This is a genomic window from Morganella psychrotolerans, assembly GCF_001676055.1.
GTDB classification, from domain to species: Bacteria; Pseudomonadota; Gammaproteobacteria; order Enterobacterales; family Enterobacteriaceae; genus Morganella; species Morganella psychrotolerans_B.
This window is the reverse complement of record NZ_LZEX01000023.1, coordinates 77,057-102,457: the sequence shown is the minus strand read 5'-3', so window position 1 is coordinate 102,457 and position 25,401 is coordinate 77,057. Positions and strand designations below refer to the sequence as shown.

Sequence of the window (25,401 nt, the reverse complement as noted above, 5' to 3'; positions counted from 1 at the left end):
CCGGTGAGGGCTTTTTGTAAGCAGAGGAGTCAGCTATGTCTTCGGAACATACCGTCAAGGCGGTACGCGGGAAATTTCTCGATATCTCCCGTGTAGTAACCTCAATGGATGATTTACCCGGCGCAGTCCGCCTGATTGATGACGGGTTAATGCTTCTTCGCCACGGAAAAATAGAATGGTTCGGTCAGTGGGAAGAGGGAAAACACCTTATTCCTGACACCGTCCGCGTGCGTGATTACACCGGAAAACTGGTCGTACCGGGCTTTATCGATACCCACGTCCACTATCCGCAGAGTGAAATGATCGGCGCTCACGGCGAACAACTGCTTGAGTGGCTGAATAAGCACGTTTTCCCGACTGAAAAACTGTATCAGGATATTGATTACGCACGGGAAATGTCGGCATTTTTTATCAAACAACTGTTACGCAACGGTACCACCACGGCGCTGGTATTCAGTACTGTTCACCCGGAATCCGTCAATGCCCTGTTTGATGCGGCAAGCCAGCTCAATATGCGGCTGATCACCGGTAAAGTGATGATGGACAGAAATGCGCCGGATTACCTGACCGATACACCGGAAAGCAGTTATGAAGAGTGCAAAACGCTTATCGAACGCTGGCACAAAAACGGACGTCTGCTCTATGCCATCACCCCGCGCTTTGCCCCGACGTCCAGCCCGGAACAGCTTGCTGTCTGTCAGCGCCTGCGTAAAGAGTATCCGGATACCTGGGTACATACGCATCTGAATGAAAACAAAGATGAAATCGCCTGGGTGAAAGAGCTCTATCCGGACAGTAAAAACTATCTGGATGTTTATCACCATTATGGTTTAACCGGTGAGCGCAGTGTGTTTGCCCACTGTATCCATCTTGAGGAAGAAGAGTGGGATTGCCTGCACGATACCGGCTCTTCCGTGGCATTCTGCCCGACTTCAAACCTGTATCTCGGCAGTGGCTTGTTTAATCTGAAAAAAGCACTCGCCAAAAAAGTAAAAGTCGGGATTGGTACCGATGTCGGTGCCGGAACGACCTTCAATATGCTGCAAACACTGAGTGAAGCATACAAAGTGATGCAGTTGCAGAAAACCTGTTTATCCGCCTTTGAAGCCTTTTACCTCGCCACTCTCGGCGGCGCGCATTCACTGGGACTGGATAACTGCATTGGTAACTTTGATATCGGCAAAGAAGCCGACTTTGTGGTATTGGAACCGACCGCGACCCCGCTCCAGCAGTTGCGTTATGACAACTCCCGCACGCTGGCGGAAAAACTATTTGTGCTGATTGCGCTTGGTGATGACCGCACGATTTACCGGACTTATATCGATGGACGCCTGGTCTATGAACGGACCTGACGCACACCGGCGTAGTGAATAAAAAAACATTTTTTTCATTTCATTCTCGGGGTCTGCAATTATGTCTGATAATACAACACCGGATAGTTCAGGTGCCGCCGCTAAAGGCGCACTTGATACATACTTTAAAATTTCCTCCCGCGGCAGCAGTGTCAAGCGGGAGATCCTGGCAGGCGTGACCACGTTCCTCGCCATGGTCTATTCTGTCATCGTCGTACCTTCCATGCTCGGTAAAGCCGGTTTCCCGCCGGGTGCTATTTTTGTCGCCACCTGTCTCGTCGCCAGTATCGGTTCCATCATGATGGGGCTGTGGGCAAATCTGCCGATGGCAATCGGCTGTGCAATTTCCCTCACCGCTTTTACCGCCTTCAGTCTGGTGCTTGGTCAGCATATCAGTATCCCGGTCGCTCTCGGCGCTGTGTTTTTGATGGGGGTTATTTTTACCCTGATTTCTGTCACCGGTGTGCGAAAATGGATACTGCGTAATCTCCCGATGGGAATAGCAAACGGCACCGGGATAGGGATTGGCTTGTTCCTGCTGCTGATCGCAGCAAACGGCGTCGGACTGGTTATCAAAAACCCGCTGGAAGGTCTGCCGGTCGCAATGGGTGCATTTACCTCTTTCCCGGTTGCCATGGCGCTGATCGGGCTGGCAATGATTGTCAGCCTTGAAAAAATGCACGTTCCCGGCGGGATCCTGCTGGTTATCGTCGGGATCTCCGTTATTGGTCTGATAGTCGACCCGAATGTTACCTATCAGGGTTTGATTGCGATGCCATCGCTGAATGATGACAATGGTAATTCCTTGATATTCAGTATGGATATTATGGGTGCATTACAGCCTGTCGTTCTGCCGAGTGTTCTTGCGCTGGTGATGACCGCCGTCTTCGATGCCACCGGGACTATCCGCGCGGTTGCCGGTCAGGCAAATCTGCTGGATGAAGATAATCAGATTATCAATGGCGGCAAAGCGCTGACAGTGGACTCCGTCAGCTCCATTGTCTCAGGCTGTGTCGGGGCATCGCCTGCGGCAGTTTATATCGAATCTGCTGCCGGTACGGCGGCGGGCGGGAAAACCGGACTGACTGCCGTCACTGTCGGCGTATTGTTCCTGCTTATTCTCTTTTTCTCACCGCTGTCTTATTTGATCCCGGTTTATGCAACCGCACCGGCATTGATGTATGTCGGGCTGCTGATGCTGAGCAATGTATCAAAACTGGATTTTGATGACTCTGTGGATGCCATGTCCGGGCTTGTGTGCGCTGTCTTTATCGTGCTGACCTGTAATATTGTTACCGGGATCATGCTGGGTTACGTCACCCTGGTTATCGGGCGTCTGGTTGCCAAAGAGTGGCGCAAGCTGAATGCAGGTACGGTCATTATTGCTGTTGTGTTAGTCGCGTTCTATGCGGGTGGCTGGGCGATTTAATCGTATTCTGAGTGATGTATATATACCGGTGCCTTTCAGCACCGGTTTTTTTATTATATGGCAGTGACGTATTTAATCTTCTTATTATTATATTAACAACTCTTACCAATTGATTTGTTATTTTTTTAAGTCAGACAATAAGGTGTTGTCTGTAATGCAGCGTGCGTACAGAACAATTTCTCTTAAAAATGGACAAAATTAATAAGGATATAAAATGAAAGAATTAAACGTAGCAGAAATTCAGGCAGTTTCCGGTGCAGGTATTTTCTCTGATGCAGGTACATTAATTGGTCAGGCTATCGGTGGTATTGTTGGTCACTACAAAGGTACTGAGCAGCAGAGCGCACAGATTGGATTAGATTTTGGTAAAACTATCGGCACTGCAGTTGACCAATCTATTTCTATGATTTCTTCATGGTTTAAATCTATCAAAAAATAATATGCACAGCGTATTATAAATACTTTGTTCCATAACCGTGTTATCTCAGGGGTCGGATATTACCGGCCCCTTCTCCGTATTTCCCTCCTGATGTAATCAGTTCTTCTTAAATACCTTTAACTTAATTATTTATTTCACGCGTCATTTTACTTAATGAAATATAATTATACATCAGCATGATTTTATTATAAAAATACAATCGTCATCACACATGGAATTCTTAATCACCGCCAGGATAGTATATTTAATGATGGGTTTTAATACTTAAAGTTAGAAATGAAAAACAAGCATCTACTTTTATTTAACCTCATATATGCTGATTAGCATTTTTTGCAACTTACTCTTCTGTGAATTGATTTAAAACAGTTGCGTTAATATATACCTGATACATAGCGGGTACTGTATTTTAATAATGGAAATTTAATAAGGATATAAAATGAAACAATTAAGCGTAATTGAAATTGATATGGTTTCTGGTGCCGGTGTCTATTCTGATGCAGGTGCATTAATTGGTCGCGGTGTTGGTACTATCGTAGGCCACTACAGAGGTACAGAGCAGAGTGCTGATATTGGTTCACAGTTTGGTGAAACTATCGGTACTATCGTAGATCAATCTGTTTCCCTGATTTCATCATGGGCTAAAGCAAGCCGTAAATAATATTGATGCCGTATTAATCTGTTATTTTTATAAAGGGACTTTACGTAATTAAAGTCCCTCTTGTTATTTTATCCCCATACCAGCCGCCCTTCTGTTTTTGCTGTCCCGATAGTTAAAATCCACCTCTGACTACGTTTTCCGGTATAGCTTCACCAAAATAATAAATCTAAAATAGAAACCTAACTCATTGTTAATAAATTAGATTAATTAATAATGTTAGTTAATCAGATTTATTTTTGATACTCATTTTATAACCTCAGGGTTATAATATATAACTCAGAGGTTATGGCTTCTCCGATGTGGTCTATCATAACGAGAGTGCATTTCGATAACTGGTTTGAAATACAGCCGAATGCCGTACAGGAAGAAATATTAGCTATCCTTTGTATTCTGAGAGAAGACGGACCTCATCTTGGTCGTCCGCTGGTTGATACACTAACCGGCTCCTGCTATTGCAACATAAAAGAGCTCAGAATACAGGTTTCCGGGCACCCGGTAAGGATCTGTTTTGCTTTCGATCCTATCCGCAGAGCAGTTATTTTATGTGCAGGAAATAAAAAAGGTCAGAATGAAAAACGCTTCTATAAGAAGCTGATAAAAGAGGCTGAGACAGAGTATAAAGCGCATTTGGAGGAAACATGTCAACGTTAGACGAAATGCTGGCAAAACGCACACCTGAAAGCAGGATGCGGGTAGAAAAAAGAACAGAAGAAATCCGCCGTGAACTGACTCTGGCAACACTACGCGAAGAACTGGCGATCTCTCAGACTCAGCTGGCAATAAGCTGGGTGTCAGGCAGCCTGCGGTGGCAAAAATGGAGCGGGTAGGCAGTGATCCTAAATTATCAACTCTCAGACGCTATGTGAAAGCACTCGGCGGTGAACTGGCTCTTGATATCACCTTACCGGACGGGAAAAAAATAGCGCTCCATTTGTAGTACAACAGAAGCGGCAGACAATTTCATCCCCATATCAGCCGCCCTTCTGTTTTTGCTGTCCCGATAGTGACAATACAGCCTGCATTAAAGTGCAGAAAATCAGATTCGATGCCATCGGAGAAAATCACGCCGTTCTCCGGCATCAGCGATTCCAGTTGCAGCGGAGCGGTATCATCAATTGTACCGAATACCAGCCTGGTGCCGGTCGTGCGTCCGGGAAACGGCTCACGCACACTGAAGCGCAGCCGCTTATCTGACCAGCTAACCCCCTGCTGTAGCGGGTGAGATACCTGACCGGTCACACCCAGCGCACCGGCAAGAATGGATTGCAGCCAGCCGGTTGATCCGAGACTGGTCGAAACAATAATCCCGGAAGAGGACTGTGTTTCACTGTTACCTGACCAGCTCAGAACATAACGCGCTGAGGTGTGACTTTTAGGTCCGATAAATAAATCGTTTACCGCCAGCATCTGCTGCCCGTCATTGGTGGTTGCCTGTGCAAAACTCAGGGTTTTCCAGTCCATTTTTCCGTTCAGCGTGTTCGTCACCACATCCTGTAATTGCGCCAGCTCAAAAGGCAGTAGCGGCCCGTCCCAGCGCTGCGGATCAGGGTTAACTGCAATAACCGGCTGACCACTCAGATATTTCAGTGTATTGGCGACCAGCCCGTCCTGGCCTATCACCACCACAAGATCACGGGCAGAAAACTGATAGCCCGGCAGCAATGTGCGCTCAAGCAACTGGAAGTGACCAAAGGGTTGCAGGATCTGTTTTGCTTGTGTCAGTTGCGCCTGATAACGGTCATGCTCCGCAAGATAATCACTGACTGAAACCCCGCTGTGTTCCAGATAAAATTTTGCCTGCGGCCAGGTATTGAAACGTTCGGTCAGTTCCTGCAAACGGGTTTTCCGGGTGACCAGCACCACGCGGACATCTTCTTTTATACTCATGCTTTGCTCCCTTTTTTCATCATCTGACTGAACATATCCGGTGAAATATTCAGCTCACCAATTTTTCCTGCGTTCTGTGCCAGGGATTCAAATGCCATCGCCATCAATTGCTCCGGTGCCATCCGGCTTAATGCCAGGGCTTTGAGATTCTCCACCGGCAATTCACGGTATGCTTTCATTTTTGTTTCAATGGAATATGCATCTGCCTCTGACTGAACCCGCTGATTCCCGGCACTGAGTGAAACCAGTGTCCGGCGCTGCTCCTCTTCCCCAATCTCCGCAGCCAGCCGCTCCTGCGCCATTTCTGCCTGTTCACGTAACAATGTGCGTTCATTTTCCAGCCGGGCCTCTTCAATCTCCTGCTCCTTTTGCTGTATAGAGAGGTCAGTCTCCAGCTCCGCTTCTTTGATGGTCCGCTCCTGCTCAACAGAGGATTTGCGCCGCGCATAAATAGCATCATCAGCTTCTTTCATCAGAGATTCGCGGGCTTCTGCTTCCAGTGCTCTTGCCGTTTCCGGTGTCGGCGTAATAGCTGTGACAGAGAAATCCAGTACCGCCAGCCCCTGCGCCCCAAGTGCGGTCAGCTGTGATAAACGCGATTGCACAAGGGCGACAAGAGACTGGCTGAGTAACAACGCGCGGCGCAGAGGCGTTGCCTGAATTTCGGCCTGAATGATGGTCTGGGCGGCACGGACAACCCGGTCACTCAGTTTCATCGGGTCTTCTGAAGCATAGGTTTTGCCATCTTTATTCAGTGTGAAATTAAGCACACCGGCCGTTTTTTCCGGCGAACTTATCTGAAATGAGAGCTGTCCCTGCACCCGCAGGCTCTGAAAATCGGCAGTCTGAAAATTAAAGATAAACGGTGTTTCCTGAGCATTAAGCGGCAACGCAGCAACAGAGGTTGTCGCCGTGTTGTACCAGAAACTCAGTCCTTTTCCCTGATGACGGATAGTGCCGTTGACGGATTTAATAACAAATGTGGACGGGTCTGCTTTAAAGAATCTGAGATTTAACATGATATCGCTCCATTAAGTGTCCTTATGACAACAAGGCGATAGTGACTCATGGACACTATTGATGTCAAGCAGAATTAGTGTCTCAATGACATTTAATTTGCAATCTGTCGCAGGCGCCTTACAATAAACCCAATATTATTCAGGATGCAGGCAGAGAACCGGCAGTTTGAATGAACATCTCCAGAATCTGAGCAGGATAACCCTATGGACGAACAAACTTACCTTGCGCACTATCAGCGTCGTGACTTTCTCTCCCCGCTGATAACCGTGGATGCCGTTCTTTTTACCTGCCACGAAGAGACACTCAAAGTGTTACTGGTTGAGCGCGCGGAGCACCCGGAGAAAGGTAAGTGGGGGCTGCCGGGCGGGTTTATCGATGAATCTCAGGATAAGAGTCTGGAAGATACCGTGATGCGCAAACTGCGCGAGAAAACCGGGGTATTGCCGCCGTATATTGAGCAGCTATGCACCACCGGCAATGATAGCCGGGATAAGCGCGGCTGGTCAGTCACGGTTTGCTATACCGCGCTGATCGCGCATCAGGTATGTGAAAAACATATTGATACCGTCAGTAATGTGAAATGGGTATCACTGAAAGAGGCGGAACAGCTAAGCCTGGCATTTGATCATCAGTCACTGATCCAACAGGCAAAGGCGCGCCTGAGGCAGAAATCACTCTATTCCGTTGTGCCGGGGTTTGCGTTACCGGAAACCTTTACCCTGCCGGAGCTGCAACAGGTGCATGAAATTCTTATCGGGCAGCCGATTCAGAAAAAATCCTTCCGCCGCCGCCTGGAACAGGCTGATTTACTGATTGAGACCGGAGAAAAACGGGCTGATCGCGGGCGTCCGGCGGCATTGTACCGCCTGAAACCGGCCTCAAAGGATTACCGGTTTATCCGCAATCTGGAAACAGATGAAGAGTAAGTGACCACTTACTGACGAATAGCCTTTGCCACTGTCAGCAGTGCGTCCGGGCTTTTAATATTCGGGTAGATCGCGCTGAAAGGGATAACGATGTAGCGCTGTGCTTTAACCGCTTCCAGGTGAGAAAGTGCCGGGTGATCTGCCAGCCAGGCTTTTTTCTTCTCTGCCGGCGACCAAACCGCATCCGCCAGGATAATATAGTCCGGCTGACTGCCGAGCAGGATCTCCGGAGATACCTGGATCCCTGCCATCGGCATGTTTATAAACGCATTTTCACCGCCCGCCAGACGGATAATCTCTGTCATAAAGCCTTTCTTCCCCTGCGACATCAGAGTATCACTCTGGCTGTCGAGGTAAAAAATGACCGGTTTACGCGCCAACGGCGGTAATGCTTTTACCTGTGCGAGAGTCGCATCGACGCGGGCTATCGCGGCATCTGCCTCTTTTTCCCGGTGAAGAACGGCACCCAGTTTGCGCAGATCGATTTTTATTCCGTCAAATCCGCTGTACGCCTGACGTTCACAGGCGAATGTCAGCAAATAGCTGCCGATATCTGCCCGCTGTAAATCGGCACGGCTGCTCACCGATGCTGTAAATGCGGAAGAAAACCCGGCAACAACAAAATCAGCACCGGAGGCGATTAACTTTTCCGATCCCGGATATTTAACCGAAAAAACAGGCAGTTGATGATAGAACCCGGTTTTAATCGCTTCGGCTGAATCATCGATATAGCTGACGCCCAGCATTTGCTCTCCGGCATTCAGTGCCAGCAGCATATCTGCGGCGTGCTGATTCATCGCAATGATATGTTGCGGCGGTGTCGCTTTTGTCCACAGCGGATCACACTGTTTTTCAGCAGCCACAGAGAAAGAGAGAAACAAAAATACAGAACTGATTGCCACTCTTAAAAAATGCTGAATATACATAATGTTATTTATGCTCCACCAGCAAAGACGGCACCGGTCGTCCCTGTTCAATCTGCTCGGAAACAAACAGATGTATCTCTTCCGGCGTAGTCAGCCGGTACCATAAATTATCAGGATAAACAGTGACAAGCGGCCCCTGATTACAAGGATACTGACAATGCGAGCGGGTCAGTAATACGCCCTTTTCATTCTCAAACAAATTACGGGCCGCAAGCTGATGGCGCAGTTGTGTCAGCAGTGATTTTGCCCCACGGCAAACACAGCGCGGTCCCATACAGAAGAAAAGGTGATAGCGGTGCGGCGGTGTTTTTTCCCAGTTCGGATTAGACTCTGCTTTCGGTTCACGGCTCTGCGACTGCTTTTCCAGGCAGGTCAGCAGCTCTGCGGCGTGTTTTGAATTCAGTGTGTTATCCGCCCCGGTGAGTACACACAAACTTCGGTGAACCCGTAACTGCGGATACTGTGCCGTTATTTGCTGCTCCAGCCCGGATGTCAGAGACATCAGTGCCTCAGCAGATTGTTCTGCACCGGTAAATACCAGCAGCAGCAGATGCCGGGTATTATCCGTTATCTGCTGTGCCAGCTGCTGCAATACCATCTCACTGTCAGAGCAGCAGGCTATATCAGCGGGAAAGCCTCTCTCACTGAGCGCCCCCCGGAAATCCGGAGATAAAAAAGCCGCGTTCTGTAAAGTATCCAGAAACAGTGTGATGCTCTTTCCCATTTTTCAGACTCCTCAGAAACGGTAGGTATAGCGCAGTTCTGCGGTTAACGGACGCCCCAGGTTATCCACTTTGACCAGACCGTTGCTGGTCAGCCCTGCCGGGTAATCGCGGTTAAGCAGGTTTTCCACTAACAGAGAGAATTTGTGCTGCTGTGCGTGGTCGGCATACAGATACGCACCGGCATCAAACACGGTGTAATGACCGTAAGATACCCCGCCGGATTTCAGCTCACCGACATAGCGGGTGGACAGCTCTGCGCCCCACTGTTTCGCCGGCGCATCATAACCAACGCGCCCGCGGGTGAAGAAATCCGGAATATCATTGAGTGTTGCGCCGTTTTTGGTATCGAGCCAGTTGCGGGTCATATCTGCGGAGACATACCACTCTTCATTGAAATTCAGCTTGGTAGCGAGCACCACGCCTTTGGTGCGGATTTCACCGTCACCATTAACCCAGCGGTCGACTTTCCCGACTTTAACAGTTGTAATCAGATCATTGATTTCGCGGGCATATCCTGTGGCACCAAACTGCCACGCTCCGCCGTTTTCCCACTGCGTCAGATAATCAAAACCGGCTTCAATATTCTTACTTTTTTCCGCTTTCAGATCCGGATCGCCCACTACCTGTTTATCCGCATCACTGACAAATAACTGCTCTGCATTCGGCAGTTTGAAGGCTGTTCCTACCTGCCCGCGCAGTGTCAGGTTATCGCTCGCTTCATACGCCGTGCTTGCCATCCAGACAGTTGCGTCCTGTCCGCCCTCAAAGCGTTCATAGCGCACACCCAGGCTCGGTTTTAATTCAGGAAGAGCGGCTACCGCCGGGCGCACCTGTAAATACAGCGCATTGGCTTTTGCTGTATCCGTCTCAATTTTCATCACCTCATCTTTGCCCTTATACCACTGGTTATCAGAGCCTAAGACAAATTCATTCTCACCAAACAGATAGCTTTTTAACTGTGCCTGGATGCCGTAATCACGGAATCCCTAATATGAATCATCATTTTGGATCTCGACTGAGCCGTTCGCCAGATACCGGCTGCGATCGTAGCGGGTGTTCCAGTCATTCATGTGTGCGCGCAGGGAATAACTGGTGTCAGCGGTCAGAAAGTGCTCGAAAGAGAGCGTGCCGAGATGATGGTCGCGCTTGTTTACCGCGCTGCGGTGATTATTCGGAGACACCATATCCAGATCGGCATCGGTATATTGATAAAATGCCTGTAATTGTGCTTTATCCGCAAAGACTTGTGTAACCTGCATCCCGACAGAGGTCAGGTCATAGCCGCGATTTTTATCACCGATTTTGCCGTTGTAATCACGGTCACGGTATGGCTGATAGCCCTCAGATTTATGACGGCTGACCCACGCCATCAGCCCGGTTTTGCCAATGTCATTATCAAACGCTTTCTGAACATAACCTTCCCCGGAGCGACCTTTGTCTGTGTCAGCGCCGACACTGAATTCACCGGTCAGGGTTTCAGAGGTGGGTTTTTTCGTCACAATATTAATCACACCGCTGATTGCCTGAGTCCCGAAAGAGAGGCTTTGCGCGCCCTGAAGAATTTCAATACGATCAATGGCGACCAGCGGCAGAGTATCAAGATAGATCCCGCCGAACAGGCGGTTATTCAGACGGACACCATCAATTAAAATTAAGGTGTCATCCGGGCGTCCGCCCATAAAAGAATATTTCCCGTACCCGAAAGCCCCCTGTCCCATAGAGACATATAAACCGGGAACATATTGCTGTAATACCTGATTTAAATCGGAAGAAGGACCGGAGCGTTCTATTTCATCACGGGTGATAACATGCAGTTTATTACCGTAATCTGCCAGTTCATTCACTTTTGTCGATTCAATCGTCGAGGCATTGACAACAATCGTGTCATTTTTCTCCGCTGTTTTCGCCTGCACATAAAGCGGTAAAATCACCATGGCGGCCAATGGTGCAAGTACAAATTTAGTTGGTGTCATACCCTTCTCATTTTTTATTTTATCGTGATAAATATGGCAGATTAAAAACCATCCCTGACTTATAGCCAGTCAATATACTGAACAAATTCAAAGGGTAAATATGAGAACGATTCTTTTTACTGCTTTGTGAAAGCGGACAAATTAAAGGTAATGAAAGATGCGGATTTCTTTAAGGAAGTGTTGAATTGCGTAGCGTGATTGTTTTTTTTGTTAATAATTAAATTACAGTAAATTAAAATAATCTGGCTTAATAATCATATAGATATATACATTAGGGATAATTAATGAATTATTCTGGTAATAATATCTACAGAAAGACACTCCGTATTTTTGGCAGCCGGAATCAATAACAATAAAAGAGGGAATCAGTGAGAAATAATACCGGTATGACGATGTATATCCTTATTAATTCAAACCGCAGGGTCGTTGTAACGTCTTAAATGAATAAGGGTATAAATTATATTAACTGCACAGTCGCTTACTTAATGTCACCGACGGTTTTTCATTAAATAAACGCTGATAATCTGTGGCGAACTGACCTAAATGCCAGAATCCCCACTGCATGGCGGCGTCTTTGACTGTCGTCTGTTTTGAATACGGACTGACCAGCTCACGGCGCACGGCATTGAGACGGATGGTTTTCAGGTATGCGTTAGGACCAATTCCCAGCACCTGCTGAAAAGCATTCTGCAATGTGCGGCGACTGACATAAAGTTCATTACACAGCTCCAGCACAGTAACCGGCTCTGATACATTTTCAAACAGGTATTCGCGGGCTTTGGAGACCAGTTTCAGGTAATTGACGCGGTTGGTGTAATGTTCATCTGCAACTGTACTGGCATCTTCCAGCAATCCCAGGAAAGAGGTCAGCAGATTGTGACTCAGCACACGGCTGACATTCTGATTACGCTCCTGCTCTATTTTTGCGTGCCAGAGTGCATGGCGGATATATTGCCAGATCGCTTCTTTTTTAAATGGATTTACACCGATTGCCGGGTTTTCACTGAGCAGGTTCATCAGCCGCTCCGGATTTTGCAGCACAACCGAATGTTTTTTCAGGATATCGTAGGAGATAACCAAGCCCTGGATATGATAATCATCCGGCGTGCTCAGCTCAAATTCTTTGCCACCGGGACGCACCGCGATTTTCTGTTTGCACAGCATCTGATTACCGATGTAACCGGTATTCTGCTGCTCTCCCGGAATACCGAACCAGAACGCGTTCGGCCAGACCATACAGGACTGGCGCAAAGAGAGGTTAGTGTATTCATGGAACACCTGAAGCCCGTCAAACAGGGTTTCTGTCAGTTCACCCTCGAACCGGCCCGGCGTGAGCTGATCATAAAGCTGCTGCCAGGCGGTGATAGCACAGGCCTGATCATAGGCATCATGGGTGTAGCGCTGGGTAAAATTCTGCTCGATCACAATAGGGCTGAGATCGCGGTCCTGCGGCACGTCATCATTAAGGTGATGTAAATCAGGCGTGATTTTCTTCATCAGTTTTTCCCCTAAATGGACGGCCGTCATCATATTAACCTGCGACCAGTTGCTGCCAGAAATCAGGATGAGGGTTAGGTACGACCATGCTGTAGACCAGTGCACCTTTATCAGAAGCTACCTGTGATGCCGCTTTTTTCGCGGTTTCGACATCGGCGACATCGCCGCTCATCACAAAGTAACACTTACCGCCAATACCATACGCCATATGAAGACGGATTAACGTGACGCCGGCTGCTTTAACAGCAAAATCTGCCGCTTCAATGCAGGTCGCTACACTAAAGGTTTCCACTACTCCCACGGCTTCGCGGGCATTTACCTCTGTCACACCGCCGATAGCGGGCAGGACGTCAGGATGGATATTGCTGAGCAGAAATTCATCCACCACCTGTGCGCCACCCTTTTCAACACCGCACTGCATCGCCTGCTGCGCAGCAGCAACATCACCGCCGACCATGACAACATATTTGCCGGGGCAGACTGTTTTGCCCATCAGCAACTTTACATCGGCACTTTTCAGCATAAAGTCTGTCACTTCCATGCCTTTGGCGATGCTGGAAAGCTCAACCATCGCAATTGCGCTGTGCATATTTATTCTCTCTCTATCGTGACAGCGGTGCTGTCAATATGGCGGACAACGCCACTGATACTGGCATGAACCGGTGCGCCCAGCGCTTTTTCCGGAATCATTGCGATAAGCATACCGGCGGTGACTTTATCACCCTCACTGACCACCGGAACCGCCGGTGCGCCAATGTGCTGACGCAGCGGAATAATGACTTGCTGCGGCGCGTAAATATCATCGGTCATCGGTGCTTTGTGCATGAATTCAGTCAGTTCCAGACGACGGACAAGGCGTTTTACCGGCAGCATCCTGTGTTGTGCCATCGGATCTTCCGGGCGCAATTCACCTTCGTAGCGGATCCCTTCTTCACGCAGCTTCACTTTCAGCATCTGATTCAGGCGCATCGGGGAAATTTCGACCGGGCAGGACCAGGCTTCACAGATCGCGCATTCCGAGCAGGTCAGTGCGGCCACAACCGCTGACGGAGACGAGATTTGTTCATAACCCACCGCGCGGACAATCAGGTGCGGCGGCAGTTCGTGACCAATAATATGGCGCGGGCAAAGCTCGGTACACATTCCGCACTGTTCGCACACTGTGCGCGCCTGGTTAATCACCGTGCGCTCTGAGCGCGTCCGGCGCTGAATTAAAATATGATCGTCCGGCAGCACTAATAATCCGCCGGTCGTTTTGGTCACCGCATCATCGAGTGATGTCTGTAATTTCCCCATCATCGGCCCGCCGTTAATATAAGCAGGGTTACTGATGGTTACACCACCCGCCAGCGCCAGCACTTCACGCAGTGTGGTGCCGACAGGGACGGAAAGCGTGACCGGATGGTGAACCGCACCATTAACGGTTAAGACCCGGTAAATGACCGCCTGTTCTTTTTCAACAGCATACGCCACATTGATCAATGTCTGGACATTGCTCACCACCACACCGACCGCGAGCGGCAGTGCCGCAGGTGGTACGCGTCGTCCGGTTGCCAGCCAGATAGTGATCACTTCATCACCCGCCGGGTAGACATCCGGTAAAATATGCAGACGCAGGGTATCAGGCAGTCGCGCATTCAGGATATCAATAGCTGCCTGATATTTACCCTTGATGGCAATAATGCCTTCTTTTGCGCCGGTCGCCCGCATGGCGTACAGCAAACCACGGATCAGGGCATCAGCCTCACGGACAGCAAGTTGCTGATCCACCTGCAAAAGCGGCTCACATTCAGCCGCATTGACAAGGTAGATTTCAGCCTGTGCCGCCAGCTTGACGTGAGTGGGAAAACCCGCCCCGCCTGCACCGACAACACCGGCATCCTGCACCCGCTGACGAATAATGTCGGGCCCGCACTCATGCAGACCCGCAGTCAGGTTACTCATCACGGTTTCCTTCCTGTTTCACCCGGTAGCGACTGCCGCGTTTGCGCAGTTTTCCCTGTTTAAACAGGCTTTCCAGCGCATCGCGGCTCTCTTCAATCAGGCAACTGAAGTGCATAGCGGCTTCACCGGCGGTCACACCATGACGATGCTGCGCATTAGCGGTAAACGCCAGCAGTTCATCCGAATCCGGTGCGCTTGCGGCTTCAGCCACAGGCGCTGCCGGTGCAGAAACAGGTGCAGCAGCAGGAACAGCCGGTGCCGGAGACTGCGGTTTGACCTTAACCGGCACACCGCTGAACCCGGTGACCAGCCATTCGGTATCACTGTCAGGGCGTCCGATCACTTTGTGACCAACCACTTTGCCGGTGCGTGACGCGGCGGCAATGCCCGCGTCAACAGCAGCGCGGCATGCCGCCAGGTCGCCTTCAACAACAAGGGTCACCATCCCCGGGATCACCATTTCATAATTAAGGATGCGGACGTTGGCCGACTTGAGCATCGCATCCGCCGCATCAATGCCGGACACCAGACCGTACACTTCCAGTAATCCCAATGAATCGATCATGACCTTTCTCCTGTGTTAATGACTGAACAGTTCTCCCGACTCAGGCGCGCTGAATCGGGTTGCGCGCAATATCCAGAACCGCTTCGGTAAAGGCATTACACGCAGCCTGACATGCTGCCTGGCTGCCGGTCAGGAAAGCGGCTGAGTAGTTAGTTTCTGATGGCGGTGCCACATAGGTTGCTAACTGTACATCAGCGGCTTTCAGTGCGGCATCAATACCAAATGTGGCTTCCAGCGGCGGAGCCACCAGATACGCAATCGGGTCACCGGCACGGATTTTATCGCCCGATAAATACGACCCGGTACGCGACACCAGATGCGCCAGAAATGCAGTATCTTCTTTGTCATTCGCCCAGCGGAATGCCGGACCTGACTCGATGGTTGCCATCATTGAGTCCAGGCCTGCGCGTACTTCCGCAGGGTTCGGACCACCCAGCATAATCATCACTTCACCGGAGGTCGGTGACGGTGAGTTTGACGCCCCTGCATACAGGGAGCGCCCGAACACCACTTCCACCATCGCTTGCTTGGTGGCTTCATCCGCGGCGATATAGGCAACATCATCAGAGTCAACAGTGATAAGACCCAGACTGCGGATGTGTTTCGGTAAATTCAGTTCACGGCAGAAATCTTGCTGTACATTAGCAATCAGACGCATTGCAGTGACGTTCGGACGGATAAGATCTAATACAGGCATAGTAAATTCCCCGTTAGCGATTCATGTTGATGCCGGACGCTTTCTGCTCCAGCATACGTTTGGCTAAATCCACGATAACCGCTGCCGCTTCAACCGGTGGTGTACCGGAGCGGTGGATATTCGAGATACAGGTACGGTCAGCTTCTACTGTGCCCGCAACCGTCGGTGCATACACCGCGTAGCAGGAAAGGCTTTCTGACTGTCCCAGACCCGGACGTTCACCCACCAGCAGGATAACCACTTTCGCGCCGAGCACTTCACCGGCCTGATCTTCAATCTTCACACGACCATAACGGACAAAGAACGGTGTACCGACTTTCAGACCGGACTGCTCCAGACCTTTCATCAGCGGCGGCAGGATCTCATCATAGTTTGCGGTGACCGCATCCGTAGACAGACCATCAGAGATAATGACCTGCACATCCGGCGCCTGCACACACTTGGTTTTCAGCAGTTCGATGGATTCTTTGTTCAGAATACGTCCCATGTCCGGGCGGGTCAGATACTGGTTTTTGTCAGCAATTTCAGATTGCAGTTCCAGCAGATTCTGTTTTTTCACCCATTCCGCCGGGACTTCTTTCAGAACGGTATCTTTTGAACGGGAGTGGTCCGCCAGGAAACGCAGCAGACTTTGTGTGCGCGGACGCACACCGGCACGACCGGAGCAGACACGTGAACCTGTGCTGTTACGCAGTTCCTGTAACACTTCGGCGCGGTGCGGGTTCTGAACCCCGATCCACTGTTTTGCTTCCTGAGAGCCGAGATCTAATGCAACTGACTCAACAGAGGTATTACCCTGATTCAGCGCCGCATGTGTTGCCGCAGCAACCGCTTCTGCATTGGTACCCGTGTGCCCCATCTGAGCCATCACGCTGCGTACAATGTCATTAATTTGTTTTTGATCCATGATGATTTACCTCAACAATCAGAAGAACAGTGACGGGTCACCGGCACGGTTGGTAAGACGTCCGTTTTCCATCAGCCCCATGGTTTCCAGCCAGGCTTCGAATTCCGGCGCAGGGCGCAGACCGAGTAACTGACGGACGGTGGCGATATCGTGGAACGCGGTAGTCTGGTAGTTGAGCATGATGTCATCACCCAGCGGCATACCGATGATGAAGTTACAGCCCGCAGACGCCAGCAGGATCATCAGGTTTTCGTTGAGGTTCTGGTCTGCATCCGCATGGTTGGTGTAACAGCAGTCACAGCCCATAGAGATACCGCTCAGTTTACCCATAAAGTGATCTTCAAGACCGGCACGGATGATCTGGCGGTCGTTATAAAGATATTCAGGTCCGATAAAACCAACAACGGTGTTAACCATAAACGGATCATAATGACGCGCCAGTCCGTAGTTACGGGCTTCCATGGTGACCTGGTCAGCGCCGTAGTGCGCGCCTGCTGACAGTGCAGAGCCCTGTCCGGTTTCAAAGTAGAGGCAGTTAGGTCCGGCGATGCGGTTATACTGCGCGCCTACGTGGCGGGCTTCATCCAGCATTTCCAGCTCAACACCAAACTCACGCAGACCTTTTTCACTACCACAGATACTCTGGAAAATCAGACCGCCCGGCGCACCGCGCTTGATAGCTTCCATCTGGGTGGTAACGTGTGATAACACACAACCCTGCGTCGGAATGTCGTACTTGTCGATGATGCCGTAGATAGCATCCAGCACGCGGCTGAGGTTATCCACATCGTCGGTGACCGGGTTGACGCCGATTACCGCATCACCACAACCATAAGAAAGACCTTCATAGATTTGTGCAACAATACTCTGCACTTCATCGCGGGTGTCATTCGGCTGTAAACGGCCGCTGAAGTGACCCGGCAGACCCATGGTGTTATTGGCACGTTTTACGACAGGAATCTTCTTCGCGCCATAGATAAGGTCGGCGTTAGAGCAGATTTTTGCCACACCGGCGATAACTTCAGACGTCAGCCCTTTGCGCAGCAGGTTGATGTTATCAAGGGACGTGGTGTCGCTCAGTACGTGTTCGCGCAGCTCGCCGATAGTCCAGTTTTTGACACGGTTATATTCCGTCTCATTAATATCATCCTGGATAAGACGGGTAACACAGTCTTCTTCATACGGAACAACCGGGTTATTGCGGACATCAGCAATAGTCAGGTCAGCGAGCACTTGTTTTGCCGCCACACGTTCCTGCGAGTTACCTGCCGCAACACCCGCCAGGATATCACCGGAGCGGAGTTCGTTAGCTTTCGCGAGGACGTCTTTGACGTCCCGGAACTGATAGGTCTGACCAAACAGCGTTGTTTTTAATTTCATATAACGTTCCCTCAGGAAGGAAATGCGAGTGATTTAACAGTAACAGGGACGACCGAACCGCTGAACAGCGGTGAGCCGATATCGATATAATCGCCCGTGCGCGTGATAACTTCGTCAATGACAGCCAGTTCGCGGCCGTTCATCAGCGGGCGCAGCAACATACCCAACGCCTTACCAAAATCCTGACCGGCGATCACCAGCAGCGGCATGGTATTCGGGTACATTTTTGTAAAGCGTTCCAGGGCATCAATGCAGAACTGCACCGAGGCGTAACTGGTCGGCAGAGAGTCCGGCAGAGAGAGCGCGTAAAGATCCTGCTGCGGATTGAGATCCATCTGCGTCAGGGCACGGCTCCAGGTATTGACCAGATCTTCATCATCCGCACGACCGAGTGCCGGATGGACAACCGGGATATTGCGGATTGGCAATGTGATGCTGTCCAGCCAGATGGTGCTGCCGGAGAGTGATAAGGTATGCGCACCGGCTCCGATCACTGTCGCACGGACAGTCTGCGCCGGGGTCCGCATCGGTAATGCATTGAAATTGGCATCGCGGCGGATAGCCTGCGCCAGCAGAGGTCCGATATCCCCGAAACGGAAGTCATTACCGGTTTCAGGATTGCTGTAGCACTCGCCGACACCGCCGGAAAGTGTTACCGCATAATAAGAACTGTTTTCCGGCAGACCATCTGTCATCAGTAATTCACGACCGAGCGGCGATAACTTCCCGCTGATCACTTCATACAGCAGCTCACTCATGCGATCAGCCACGATATTGAGCTGTGCGACAGTCAGCGACATCGGATCTGTCTGCTCCCCGAAACAATCACGGGCAATCAGACGACCCGGCGCATGCACATAACTGACACGCCCGTTGGCATCGGTTTCAAACAGACGCCCGCCGACATTCAGACAGGCGGAGCTGATAACGTGACCGGCTTCGAACAGCACATAGTTTGCGGTGCCGCCGCCGATATCAATGTTCAGCACCCGCGCCATCTTCTGCTCAGAGAGTGTCTGTGCGCCGGAGCCGAAACCGGCAATCACCGATTCCAGATGCGGACCGGCGGTCGCGACCACGAAATCCCCCAGTTTCTGGGATAACGCCACCACAGCCGGACGCGCATTGCGGGTTTTTGCCGTTTCACCGGTAATGATGATGGCACCGGAATCTATCGTCGCCGGATCCATTCCGGCGGCGTTATATTGTGCCAGCACCAGCGCCAGCAGTTCCTCTTCACGCAGGTGACCGTCTTTGTCCACCGGTGTGAATAATATCGGGCTCTGCCAGATAATCGAGCGATCCACAAACTCATAGCGCGGCACCTGTGACACCGCCGCGCGGTTTACCAGAACAAGACGGGAGAAGATCACCTGAGTGGTGGTCGTGCCCACATCAATACCGACACTTAAGAGTTCGAGGGTTTTCATGCGCGGCTTTCCTCCGCTGCATTGTCAGCCTGTGCTTCAGCGCCTGCTGCAACATCTTCCTGCTCAATATTTTTCGGCATCATAATGATGGCAACAATAATCGCCGTAATACCGCCCACAATTTTGCCGACAATCATCGGGAAAATCATCGGTGCCATATTTGCTGCCACGAAACCTAAGTGGTCACCGAGGGCAAATGCGGCTGATACAGAGAATGCGCAGTTAATGACTTTGCCGCGGGTATCCATGTTTTTCATCATGCCGAACATAGGAATGTTGTTCGCCAGTGTTGCGATCATACCGCCGGCTGCAATATTGTTAATTTTCAGCAGGCTGCCGATCTTCATAAAGGATTTGTCAAACCAGCGGGTCAGCAGCAGCACCATCGGGTAAGCCCCTAACAGCACCGCAGAGATAGAACCGATAACTTCGATGGCGCGCATCACTTGTCCCGGTACATCCCCTTCTGTCATAAAGATTGGGTCCAGACCCGGGATAATATCCCAGCCCACAGTGAATTTAGCCACCGCAGCCGCCAGGCCGATAGTAATGATACCGACCAGGATTTTGGCGAAAATCTGGAAGCCGTTGATCATTTTTTCAGGGATAAATTTCAGACCCAGGCAAACCAGCGCCGCCACAATGATCACGGGGATCATATTGACCAGTAGCATGGTCATGCTGAAATCAACAACCTGACCGTTATATTCAACACCGGAGAACTTCGCGACCAGCCCGCCGGCAATACAGCCAATCGGAATGGTGACAATACCCGCCAGCACACCGAGTGCCAGAAAACGACGGTCTTTTTTATCGATAATGCCGAGTGCAACAGGGATGGAAAACACCATAGTCGCACCCATCATGGAAGCTAACAGCACGCCGGAGTATAACCATGCTGCTGCGTCACCGCCTGCCAGCTCTTTCGCGAGGAAGAAACCGCCCATGTCGATAGCCAGGATACTGCCCGCAAATACTGACGGGTTCGCGCCCAGCATTTCATATACAGGAATAATAACCGGCCCCAGCAACATGGCGATAACCGGTGCCAGCGCAGTCATACCGACCATTGCCAGACCCAGTGCACCCATTGCCATAAAGCCTTCTTCAAACTGCTCACCGGAACCGGCAATGCCTTTCCCGACTTTACCCAGACCAATTTTACCGAGGATAGCTTCTGAACCGCCGAACTGATTAAAGATACGATCCACAGCTGCTATCAGCATAAAACTCATCATGATGTACATGATAATTTCATTGATACCCATACCCTGCTCCTTCCGTGCCTGTCGCGCAGGCTGTTCTTATTTGACTCAGGCAGATTCGTAAATCGCCGCTATCTGAGCCGCTGTGACCGCACGCGGGTTGGTTTTGATGCAGATATCCTGCAATGCTGCTTTGGCAAAACCATCAAAATCCTCACGTTTTCCGCCCAGAGATGGCAGCGTTTGCGCAAGTTCCACGTCGCTAATCAGTTGTTCCACGGCCTCAATGGCCCCGATGTCGGTCATCTGACGCTGAGTCAGGGCATGACCAATTTCGCTGTACGCCTGTTTGCACACCAGGCGGTTAAAACGCATCACCCACGGCAACATAATGGCGTTTGCCTTGCCGTGCGGAATGTTGTATGCCGCACCAATCTGGTGCGCCATCGCGTGACACAATCCCAGACCGGCATTGGAAAACGCCATGCCCGCCATATAGGACGCCAGCATCATGTCTTCGCGTGCTTTAATATCATGACCCTGACCAACCGCCACCGGCAGGGCGTGGCTTATCATAGTGATCGCCCGCAGTGCCAGCGCCTGTGTCAGCGGAGTCACGTTGCTGGCAACATAGGCTTCGATGGCATGCGTTAAGGCATCGATTCCGGTCATCGCAGTGATGTGCGGCGGCACGCCGAGTGTCAGACAGGCATCGATAATCGCAAGGTCAGGCAGTAACTGACTGTGTGCCAGCACTTGTTTGATGTGATTTTGTGCTTCAATAATGACGGAGACATTGGTGGCTTCAGAGCCTGTTCCGGCAGTGGTCGGAATAGCGATAAACGGCAGACGCGGATTCAGTGCTGCTCCGGGCATTAAATTTGCCAGCGGCAGACCGGGATTTGCTGCCAGCACAGCGACCGCTTTTGCTGCATCAAGGACAGAGCCGCCGCCGAGGGCGATGATCCCGTCACATTTTACTTTCAGCAGATGATCAACAGTATTGAAGACATCTTTGTCCATCGGCTCACCCGGCGGGCACGACCAGATTTCATAGGCAATGCCGCTGCGGGTCAGATTACGCTCAAGCACATCGGTCAGTCCGGCCTGCAATAACATGCCGTCAACCATAATGAAAACGTGCTTAATACCGCGCTCAGCGAGAACATCCCCGCTGCGCCCGACCGCACCCGGACCGATTAAAGTGGTTGGCGGAACAGAAAACTCGCGCACCTGACGGGCATTGACCAGATCCAGCGCCTGATAGATTGCAGACTGCATCGCGTCCGCAGGTAATTTATTATCCGGCATGATGCTTTTCCCCCTGAGATACACCGCAGACGGCAATCGCCAGCGGTGTCATAAAGATAGATTGCTGTGGCAGTACTACGTTAAGATGCGGGAAACGCGCCTGAAACAACGGCTGCACACCGGGCTGCATACAAGAGCCGCCCGCCAGCCAGAGTTCGGTCACATCTTCACCGCGAATATGGTGTTCAACGATGTCCGTCATTTTTTCGTAAACAGGACGGATCACCGGCCAGATACTTTCGCCGCGCTCACGTTTCATCTGCTCGGCGACTTCCAGTTCAATACGCTGATTACCCGCCAGGGTCAGAGAAATATGATGACCGCCGGTCGCTTCATCACCGGAACGGACAACTTCGCCGTTCTGCACGATAGCAATACCAGTGGTGCCCCCGCCGATATCAACAACAGCGGCTTTATCCAGCCCCATCATGTCAGCAACCGCAGACGGCTCATCCAGCACTTTGGAGACCGTAAGCCCGGCGGATTCCAGCACATTGACTGAAATTCGCGGGTCAGTTCCCGGCGGAAAGGAGGTAGTGGCGACGTCAAACCGGAAACCCAACTGCTTTTCCAGCGTATCCAGATGTTTATTGACGATAGTTACCGCACCGAAGAAATCCCAGACAACGCCGTCACGGACAACATCTGCCCAATCAAGGCAAACCGCCACCGGCTGACCTTCTGCATTGACCACCATGGACACCACATCACAGGTACCGAGATCAATCCCCAGCCATAACGGCGCATCTTTCTTATCATCCGTTGCCGGCTGATTACAGATTGTCGCTGCCTGCTGTAAGCGTGATGCCAGCCATTCCTGATTGCGTTGAACCATCGGTTCCTCCGGTTAAAAACCTAACGTCTGAAAAAAGGCGGCGGGATAACAGATCCCACCGCAGTGGCTTACACGATGCGGAATGAATCCACCATGGTGCAGCGGCGCAGACGAACGAATGTCCGCGCACAAGTCACACCTTCACCGGTTGGTGTGGTGATAGTCATGGTTGTCCAGCCTTCACCGCCCAGACCCAGCCCCGCAATACACGGTCCGTTTTTCACGAAAATACTGGTGTCGATGGCATTTGCCATACGGTTCAGGTTACTGATGTTATTGGAATGCATTGCTGCTGTATGGTGACAGCCGCCTTCCAGTTTCACCGCCAGATCGATTGCCTGATCCACATCTTTCACACGGATAATCGGCAGAACCGGCATCATCAGCTCAGTGACGGCAAACGGATGTTTGCAATCCGTTTCTGCGATCAGCAGACGGGTATCCGCCGGAACTGTCATGCCGATAGCTGCCGCAATTTTCGCTGCATCACGACCAACCCAGTCACGGCTTACAGTACCGTGTCCGTTCTCATCCACATTTTTCAGCAGAACAGGGATAAGTTTTTCGCTTTGCTCACGGGTCAGTAATACCGCGTGGTTACGCTGCATTTCTGTGACCAGTTTGTCAGCGATACTGTCAACCGCGATCAGCACTTTTTCATCAGCACAGATGATGTTGTTATCAAATGACGCGCCGTGAACGATAGCTTTTGCCGCACGTTCAATATCAGCCGTTTCATCAACAACCACCGGCGGGTTACCGGCACCGGCTGCGATCAGACGTTTGTTAGTGTGTTTACGGGCAGATTCAACAACTGCATCACCGCCGGTCACGACTAACAGACCAATCCCCGGGTATTTGAATAAACGCTGCGCGGTTTCAATATCCGGATTTGCAACGGTAACCAGCAGGTTGTTCGGACCACCTGCGGCAACAATTGCCTGATTCAGAACAGTAATAGTGCGCTGTGATACTTTTTTTGCTGCCGGATGCGGTGCGAAGACCACACTGTTACCGCCCGCGATCATACTGATCGCATTATTGATTGCGGTTGCCGCCGGGTTAGTTGACGGCGTAACAGAGGCAATAACGCCCCACGGTGCATTTTCAATCAGGGTCAAACCACGGTCGCCGGTCAAAACTTCCGGACGCAGACACTCAACACCCGGTGTACCGCTTGCCTGTGCTAAGTTTTTTGCCAGTTTGTCTTCCACGCGGCCCATGCCGGTTTCTTCAACTGCCATAACAGCCAGTTCGCGGGCATGTTCAGCGGCAGCATGACGGATAGCATCGATGCAGCGTTTGCGCATTTCGACGGTTTTTAATGATTTTTGTGCTTCTTTTGCGGCAAGTACGGCGTCATCTAATGAGTCGAAAACACCGGAGCCATTATTCTGTGAGGCTGACGCCTGCTGTGGTGCTGCTGATGCAGCCGGTTGTGCGCCTGCACTCATGCTGGCCAGAACTGCTTTGACCACATTTTCAATTTCTTTCTGATCCATATTCACCCACGCCTCTTTCTGTGACTCGTTGCGGCGATTTATTTATGAAAAATCACCTGACTTTCCATAACGGCCTCGTCCACAATGCCGATGATACTGAGATCAACCGGTGATGCTTCTTTGTTCTGGGCACGCCGCGCCGAGCTTCCGCTGACGATCAGCACCCATTCACCATTACCCGCACCGATACTGTCGGTTGCGACGGCCACCTCACCGTTTGGATTTCCCTGGCGGTCAATCATTTCCACCAGCAGTAATTTGTCGTGATCCAATCCGGGATGACGCACGGTGCACACGATCTGTCCGATAACAACAGCGAGTTTCATGTTCACCTCCTTTCTATTTCAGCAGCCTGAATACAGCCGGCTACGGATTTCAGGTAAAAAAATCCCCTGCCGTCTGAGTGACAGCAAAAAAACCGGGGAGATTAAATAAGCGTGGCGTCAGATCTACGCCACGCTAACAACAATTAATCGATAGATTGATCGCTGGACATTTTGATAGGAAATACTTCTTCCAGGTCACCGTGCGGACGCGGAATAACGTGTACAGAAACCAGTTCACCGATACGCTGAGCTGCTGCTGCACCTGCGTCAGTCGCTGCTTTACATGCTGCAACGTCACCGCGCACCATAGCAGTTACCAGACCGCCGCCGATTTGTTTAACGCCGACTAATTTAACGCGTGCTGCTTTGACCATCGCGTCAGATGCTTCGATTAATGCAACCAGACCCTTAGTTTCGATCAGTCCTAATGCTTCCATGATATCTTCCTCTCATTGAGATCCCATCAG

The 25,401-nt window shown here is 50.8% G+C and carries 26 protein-coding genes and 1 pseudogene; 7 read left to right on the top strand and 20 right to left on the bottom strand.

The features are described 5' to 3' along the window. Positions 1-35 precede the first annotated feature (35 nt). From guaD to AYY17_RS12450, 6 genes and pseudogenes are all read left to right on the top strand, one after another. The gene (guaD, locus tag AYY17_RS12475; RefSeq protein ID WP_067424120.1) at positions 36-1,352 is read left to right on the top strand and encodes a guanine deaminase; all 1,317 of its coding nucleotides are present in this window, start codon (positions 36-38) and stop codon (positions 1,350-1,352) included. A 61-nt stretch (positions 1,353-1,413) separates the two neighbouring features. After that, positions 1,414-2,781, top strand: coding sequence for an NCS2 family permease (locus AYY17_RS12470; RefSeq protein ID WP_067424118.1), 1,368 nt, complete (start codon positions 1,414-1,416; stop codon positions 2,779-2,781). A gap of 214 nt (positions 2,782-2,995) precedes the next feature. Continuing rightward, positions 2,996-3,220, top strand: a complete 225-nt coding sequence (locus tag AYY17_RS12465) for a hypothetical protein (protein WP_067424116.1) — start codon at positions 2,996-2,998, stop codon at positions 3,218-3,220. Between the two features lie 436 nt (positions 3,221-3,656). After that, positions 3,657-3,878 (top strand): hypothetical protein, encoded by a 222-nt coding sequence (locus AYY17_RS12460; protein WP_067424114.1) that lies wholly within the window; start codon positions 3,657-3,659, stop codon positions 3,876-3,878. A 297-nt stretch (positions 3,879-4,175) separates the two neighbouring features. Further along, positions 4,176-4,529: a type II toxin-antitoxin system RelE/ParE family toxin gene (locus AYY17_RS12455; RefSeq protein ID WP_067424469.1), complete on the top strand. Its 354-nt coding sequence runs from the start codon at positions 4,176-4,178 to the stop codon at positions 4,527-4,529. Continuing rightward, positions 4,517-4,815 (top strand): annotated as a pseudogene (locus tag AYY17_RS12450) (helix-turn-helix domain-containing protein). The gene AYY17_RS12455 and the pseudogene AYY17_RS12450 overlap by 13 nt, the downstream one beginning before the upstream one ends. A gap of 23 nt (positions 4,816-4,838) precedes the next feature. Here the strand turns inward: AYY17_RS12450 and AYY17_RS12445 are convergent. After that, positions 4,839-5,765, bottom strand: coding sequence for a diacylglycerol kinase catalytic domain-containing protein (locus AYY17_RS12445; protein ID WP_067424112.1), 927 nt, complete (start codon positions 5,763-5,765; stop codon positions 4,839-4,841). Further along, positions 5,762-6,784 carry an SPFH domain-containing protein gene (locus tag AYY17_RS12440; protein ID WP_067424110.1) on the bottom strand — a complete coding sequence of 341 codons (1,023 nt, stop codon included), beginning with the start codon at positions 6,782-6,784 and terminating at the stop codon, positions 5,762-5,764. The genes AYY17_RS12445 and AYY17_RS12440 overlap by 4 nt, the downstream gene beginning before the upstream one ends. A 204-nt stretch (positions 6,785-6,988) precedes the next feature. Here AYY17_RS12440 and AYY17_RS12435 point away from each other — a divergent pair, with 204 nt between their 5' ends. Continuing rightward, positions 6,989-7,711 (top strand): NUDIX hydrolase, encoded by a 723-nt coding sequence (locus tag AYY17_RS12435; protein WP_067424108.1) that lies wholly within the window; start codon positions 6,989-6,991, stop codon positions 7,709-7,711. A gap of 8 nt (positions 7,712-7,719) precedes the next feature. Here the strand turns inward: AYY17_RS12435 and AYY17_RS12430 are convergent, their stop codons facing one another. The 18 genes from AYY17_RS12430 to eutM form a co-directional block, all read right to left on the bottom strand. Then, the gene (locus AYY17_RS12430) at positions 7,720-8,613 is read right to left on the bottom strand and encodes an ABC transporter substrate-binding protein (RefSeq protein WP_235845377.1); all 894 of its coding nucleotides are present in this window, start codon (positions 8,611-8,613) and stop codon (positions 7,720-7,722) included. A gap of 28 nt (positions 8,614-8,641) precedes the next feature. Next, positions 8,642-9,361, bottom strand: a complete 720-nt coding sequence (locus AYY17_RS12425) for a (2Fe-2S) ferredoxin domain-containing protein (protein ID WP_067424104.1) — start codon at positions 9,359-9,361, stop codon at positions 8,642-8,644. A gap of 12 nt (positions 9,362-9,373) precedes the next feature. Next, positions 9,374-10,240, bottom strand: coding sequence for a TonB-dependent receptor domain-containing protein (locus AYY17_RS22330; RefSeq protein WP_235845376.1), 867 nt, complete (start codon positions 10,238-10,240; stop codon positions 9,374-9,376). A 108-nt stretch (positions 10,241-10,348) separates the two neighbouring features. Further along, positions 10,349-11,335 carry a TonB-dependent receptor gene (locus tag AYY17_RS22325; protein WP_235845375.1) on the bottom strand — a complete coding sequence of 329 codons (987 nt, stop codon included), beginning with the start codon at positions 11,333-11,335 and terminating at the stop codon, positions 10,349-10,351. A 462-nt stretch (positions 11,336-11,797) separates the two neighbouring features. Next, positions 11,798-12,832 carry an HTH-type transcriptional regulator EutR gene (gene eutR, locus AYY17_RS12415; protein ID WP_235845374.1) on the bottom strand — a complete coding sequence of 345 codons (1,035 nt, stop codon included), beginning with the start codon at positions 12,830-12,832 and terminating at the stop codon, positions 11,798-11,800. Between the two features lie 34 nt (positions 12,833-12,866). Then, positions 12,867-13,421: a BMC domain-containing protein gene (locus tag AYY17_RS12410; RefSeq protein ID WP_067368057.1), complete on the bottom strand. Its 555-nt coding sequence runs from the start codon at positions 13,419-13,421 to the stop codon at positions 12,867-12,869. A gap of 2 nt (positions 13,422-13,423) precedes the next feature. Beyond that, the gene (locus AYY17_RS12405) at positions 13,424-14,776 is read right to left on the bottom strand and encodes a 4Fe-4S dicluster domain-containing protein (RefSeq protein WP_067424102.1); all 1,353 of its coding nucleotides are present in this window, start codon (positions 14,774-14,776) and stop codon (positions 13,424-13,426) included. Then, positions 14,769-15,341, bottom strand: coding sequence for a BMC domain-containing protein (locus AYY17_RS12400; RefSeq protein ID WP_067424100.1), 573 nt, complete (start codon positions 15,339-15,341; stop codon positions 14,769-14,771). The genes AYY17_RS12405 and AYY17_RS12400 overlap by 8 nt, the downstream gene beginning before the upstream one ends. 40 nt (positions 15,342-15,381) lie before the next feature. Then, the gene (gene eutL, locus AYY17_RS12395) at positions 15,382-16,038 is read right to left on the bottom strand and encodes an ethanolamine utilization microcompartment protein EutL (RefSeq protein WP_067424098.1); all 657 of its coding nucleotides are present in this window, start codon (positions 16,036-16,038) and stop codon (positions 15,382-15,384) included. Positions 16,039-16,051: 13 nt separating this feature from the next. Beyond that, a complete protein-coding gene (gene eutC / locus AYY17_RS12390; protein WP_067424096.1) occupies positions 16,052-16,945 on the bottom strand; it encodes an ethanolamine ammonia-lyase subunit EutC in 894 nt (297 codons plus the stop codon). A gap of 18 nt (positions 16,946-16,963) precedes the next feature. Further along, on the bottom strand, positions 16,964-18,325 hold the full coding sequence (locus AYY17_RS12385; RefSeq protein WP_067403575.1) for an ethanolamine ammonia-lyase subunit EutB: 1,362 nt from the start codon (positions 18,323-18,325) through the stop codon (positions 16,964-16,966). Positions 18,326-18,336: 11 nt separating this feature from the next. Continuing rightward, on the bottom strand, positions 18,337-19,755 hold the full coding sequence (gene eutA, locus AYY17_RS12380; protein ID WP_067424094.1) for an ethanolamine ammonia-lyase reactivating factor EutA: 1,419 nt from the start codon (positions 19,753-19,755) through the stop codon (positions 18,337-18,339). Beyond that, positions 19,752-21,023 (bottom strand): ethanolamine utilization protein EutH, encoded by a 1,272-nt coding sequence (eutH, locus tag AYY17_RS12375; RefSeq protein ID WP_067424092.1) that lies wholly within the window; start codon positions 21,021-21,023, stop codon positions 19,752-19,754. The genes eutA and eutH overlap by 4 nt, the downstream gene beginning before the upstream one ends. Positions 21,024-21,068: 45 nt before the next feature. Next, entirely contained in the window at positions 21,069-22,271 is a 1,203-nt protein-coding gene (locus tag AYY17_RS12370; protein ID WP_067424090.1) for an iron-containing alcohol dehydrogenase, read from the bottom strand. After that, positions 22,261-23,106, bottom strand: coding sequence for an ethanolamine utilization protein EutJ (gene eutJ / locus AYY17_RS12365; protein WP_067424088.1), 846 nt, complete (start codon positions 23,104-23,106; stop codon positions 22,261-22,263). The genes AYY17_RS12370 and eutJ overlap by 11 nt, the downstream gene beginning before the upstream one ends. Before the next feature lie 68 nt (positions 23,107-23,174). Beyond that, a complete protein-coding gene (locus AYY17_RS12360; RefSeq protein ID WP_067368091.1) occupies positions 23,175-24,608 on the bottom strand; it encodes an aldehyde dehydrogenase family protein in 1,434 nt (477 codons plus the stop codon). 38 nt (positions 24,609-24,646) lie between these two features. After that, on the bottom strand, positions 24,647-24,934 hold the full coding sequence (gene eutN / locus AYY17_RS12355) for an ethanolamine utilization microcompartment protein EutN (protein WP_067368098.1): 288 nt from the start codon (positions 24,932-24,934) through the stop codon (positions 24,647-24,649). A 143-nt stretch (positions 24,935-25,077) separates the two neighbouring features. Beyond that, entirely contained in the window at positions 25,078-25,371 is a 294-nt protein-coding gene (gene eutM / locus AYY17_RS12350; protein WP_067368103.1) for an ethanolamine utilization microcompartment protein EutM, read from the bottom strand. Between the last annotated feature and the right edge of the window lie 30 nt (positions 25,372-25,401).

Coding starts and splice junctions, on each gene's coding strand:
- AYY17_RS12410 (WP_067368057.1), bottom strand. CDS start 13,421: ATGCACAGCGCAATTGCGATGGTTGAGCTTTCCAGCATCGCCAAAGGC.
- eutM (WP_067368103.1), bottom strand. CDS start 25,371: ATGGAAGCATTAGGACTGATCGAAACTAAGGGTCTGGTTGCATTAATC.
- AYY17_RS12360 (WP_067368091.1), bottom strand. CDS start 24,608: ATGGATCAGAAAGAAATTGAAAATGTGGTCAAAGCAGTTCTGGCCAGC.
- AYY17_RS22325 (WP_235845375.1), bottom strand. CDS start 11,335: ATGACACCAACTAAATTTGTACTTGCACCATTGGCCGCCATGGTGATT.
- eutA (WP_067424094.1), bottom strand. CDS start 19,755: ATGAAAACCCTCGAACTCTTAAGTGTCGGTATTGATGTGGGCACGACC.
- AYY17_RS12465 (WP_067424116.1), top strand. CDS start 2,996: ATGAAAGAATTAAACGTAGCAGAAATTCAGGCAGTTTCCGGTGCAGGT.
- AYY17_RS12460 (WP_067424114.1), top strand. CDS start 3,657: ATGAAACAATTAAGCGTAATTGAAATTGATATGGTTTCTGGTGCCGGT.
- AYY17_RS12400 (WP_067424100.1), bottom strand. CDS start 15,341: ATGATCGATTCATTGGGATTACTGGAAGTGTACGGTCTGGTGTCCGGC.
- eutC (WP_067424096.1), bottom strand. CDS start 16,945: ATGGATCAAAAACAAATTAATGACATTGTACGCAGCGTGATGGCTCAG.
- AYY17_RS12425 (WP_067424104.1), bottom strand. CDS start 9,361: ATGGGAAAGAGCATCACACTGTTTCTGGATACTTTACAGAACGCGGCT.
- AYY17_RS12405 (WP_067424102.1), bottom strand. CDS start 14,776: ATGAGTAACCTGACTGCGGGTCTGCATGAGTGCGGGCCCGACATTATT.
- AYY17_RS22330 (WP_235845376.1), bottom strand. CDS start 10,240: ATGAAAATTGAGACGGATACAGCAAAAGCCAATGCGCTGTATTTACAG.
- AYY17_RS12470 (WP_067424118.1), top strand. CDS start 1,414: ATGTCTGATAATACAACACCGGATAGTTCAGGTGCCGCCGCTAAAGGC.
- AYY17_RS12435 (WP_067424108.1), top strand. CDS start 6,989: ATGGACGAACAAACTTACCTTGCGCACTATCAGCGTCGTGACTTTCTC.
- AYY17_RS12445 (WP_067424112.1), bottom strand. CDS start 5,765: ATGAGTATAAAAGAAGATGTCCGCGTGGTGCTGGTCACCCGGAAAACC.
- AYY17_RS12440 (WP_067424110.1), bottom strand. CDS start 6,784: ATGTTAAATCTCAGATTCTTTAAAGCAGACCCGTCCACATTTGTTATT.
- eutH (WP_067424092.1), bottom strand. CDS start 21,023: ATGGGTATCAATGAAATTATCATGTACATCATGATGAGTTTTATGCTG.
- AYY17_RS12370 (WP_067424090.1), bottom strand. CDS start 22,271: ATGCCGGATAATAAATTACCTGCGGACGCGATGCAGTCTGCAATCTAT.
- eutR (WP_235845374.1), bottom strand. CDS start 12,832: ATGAAGAAAATCACGCCTGATTTACATCACCTTAATGATGACGTGCCG.
- AYY17_RS12385 (WP_067403575.1), bottom strand. CDS start 18,325: ATGAAATTAAAAACAACGCTGTTTGGTCAGACCTATCAGTTCCGGGAC.
- AYY17_RS12455 (WP_067424469.1), top strand. CDS start 4,176: ATGTGGTCTATCATAACGAGAGTGCATTTCGATAACTGGTTTGAAATA.
- eutL (WP_067424098.1), bottom strand. CDS start 16,038: ATGCCTGTATTAGATCTTATCCGTCCGAACGTCACTGCAATGCGTCTG.
- eutJ (WP_067424088.1), bottom strand. CDS start 23,106: ATGGTTCAACGCAATCAGGAATGGCTGGCATCACGCTTACAGCAGGCA.
- guaD (WP_067424120.1), top strand. CDS start 36: ATGTCTTCGGAACATACCGTCAAGGCGGTACGCGGGAAATTTCTCGAT.
- eutN (WP_067368098.1), bottom strand. CDS start 24,934: ATGAAACTCGCTGTTGTTATCGGACAGATCGTGTGCACCGTGCGTCAT.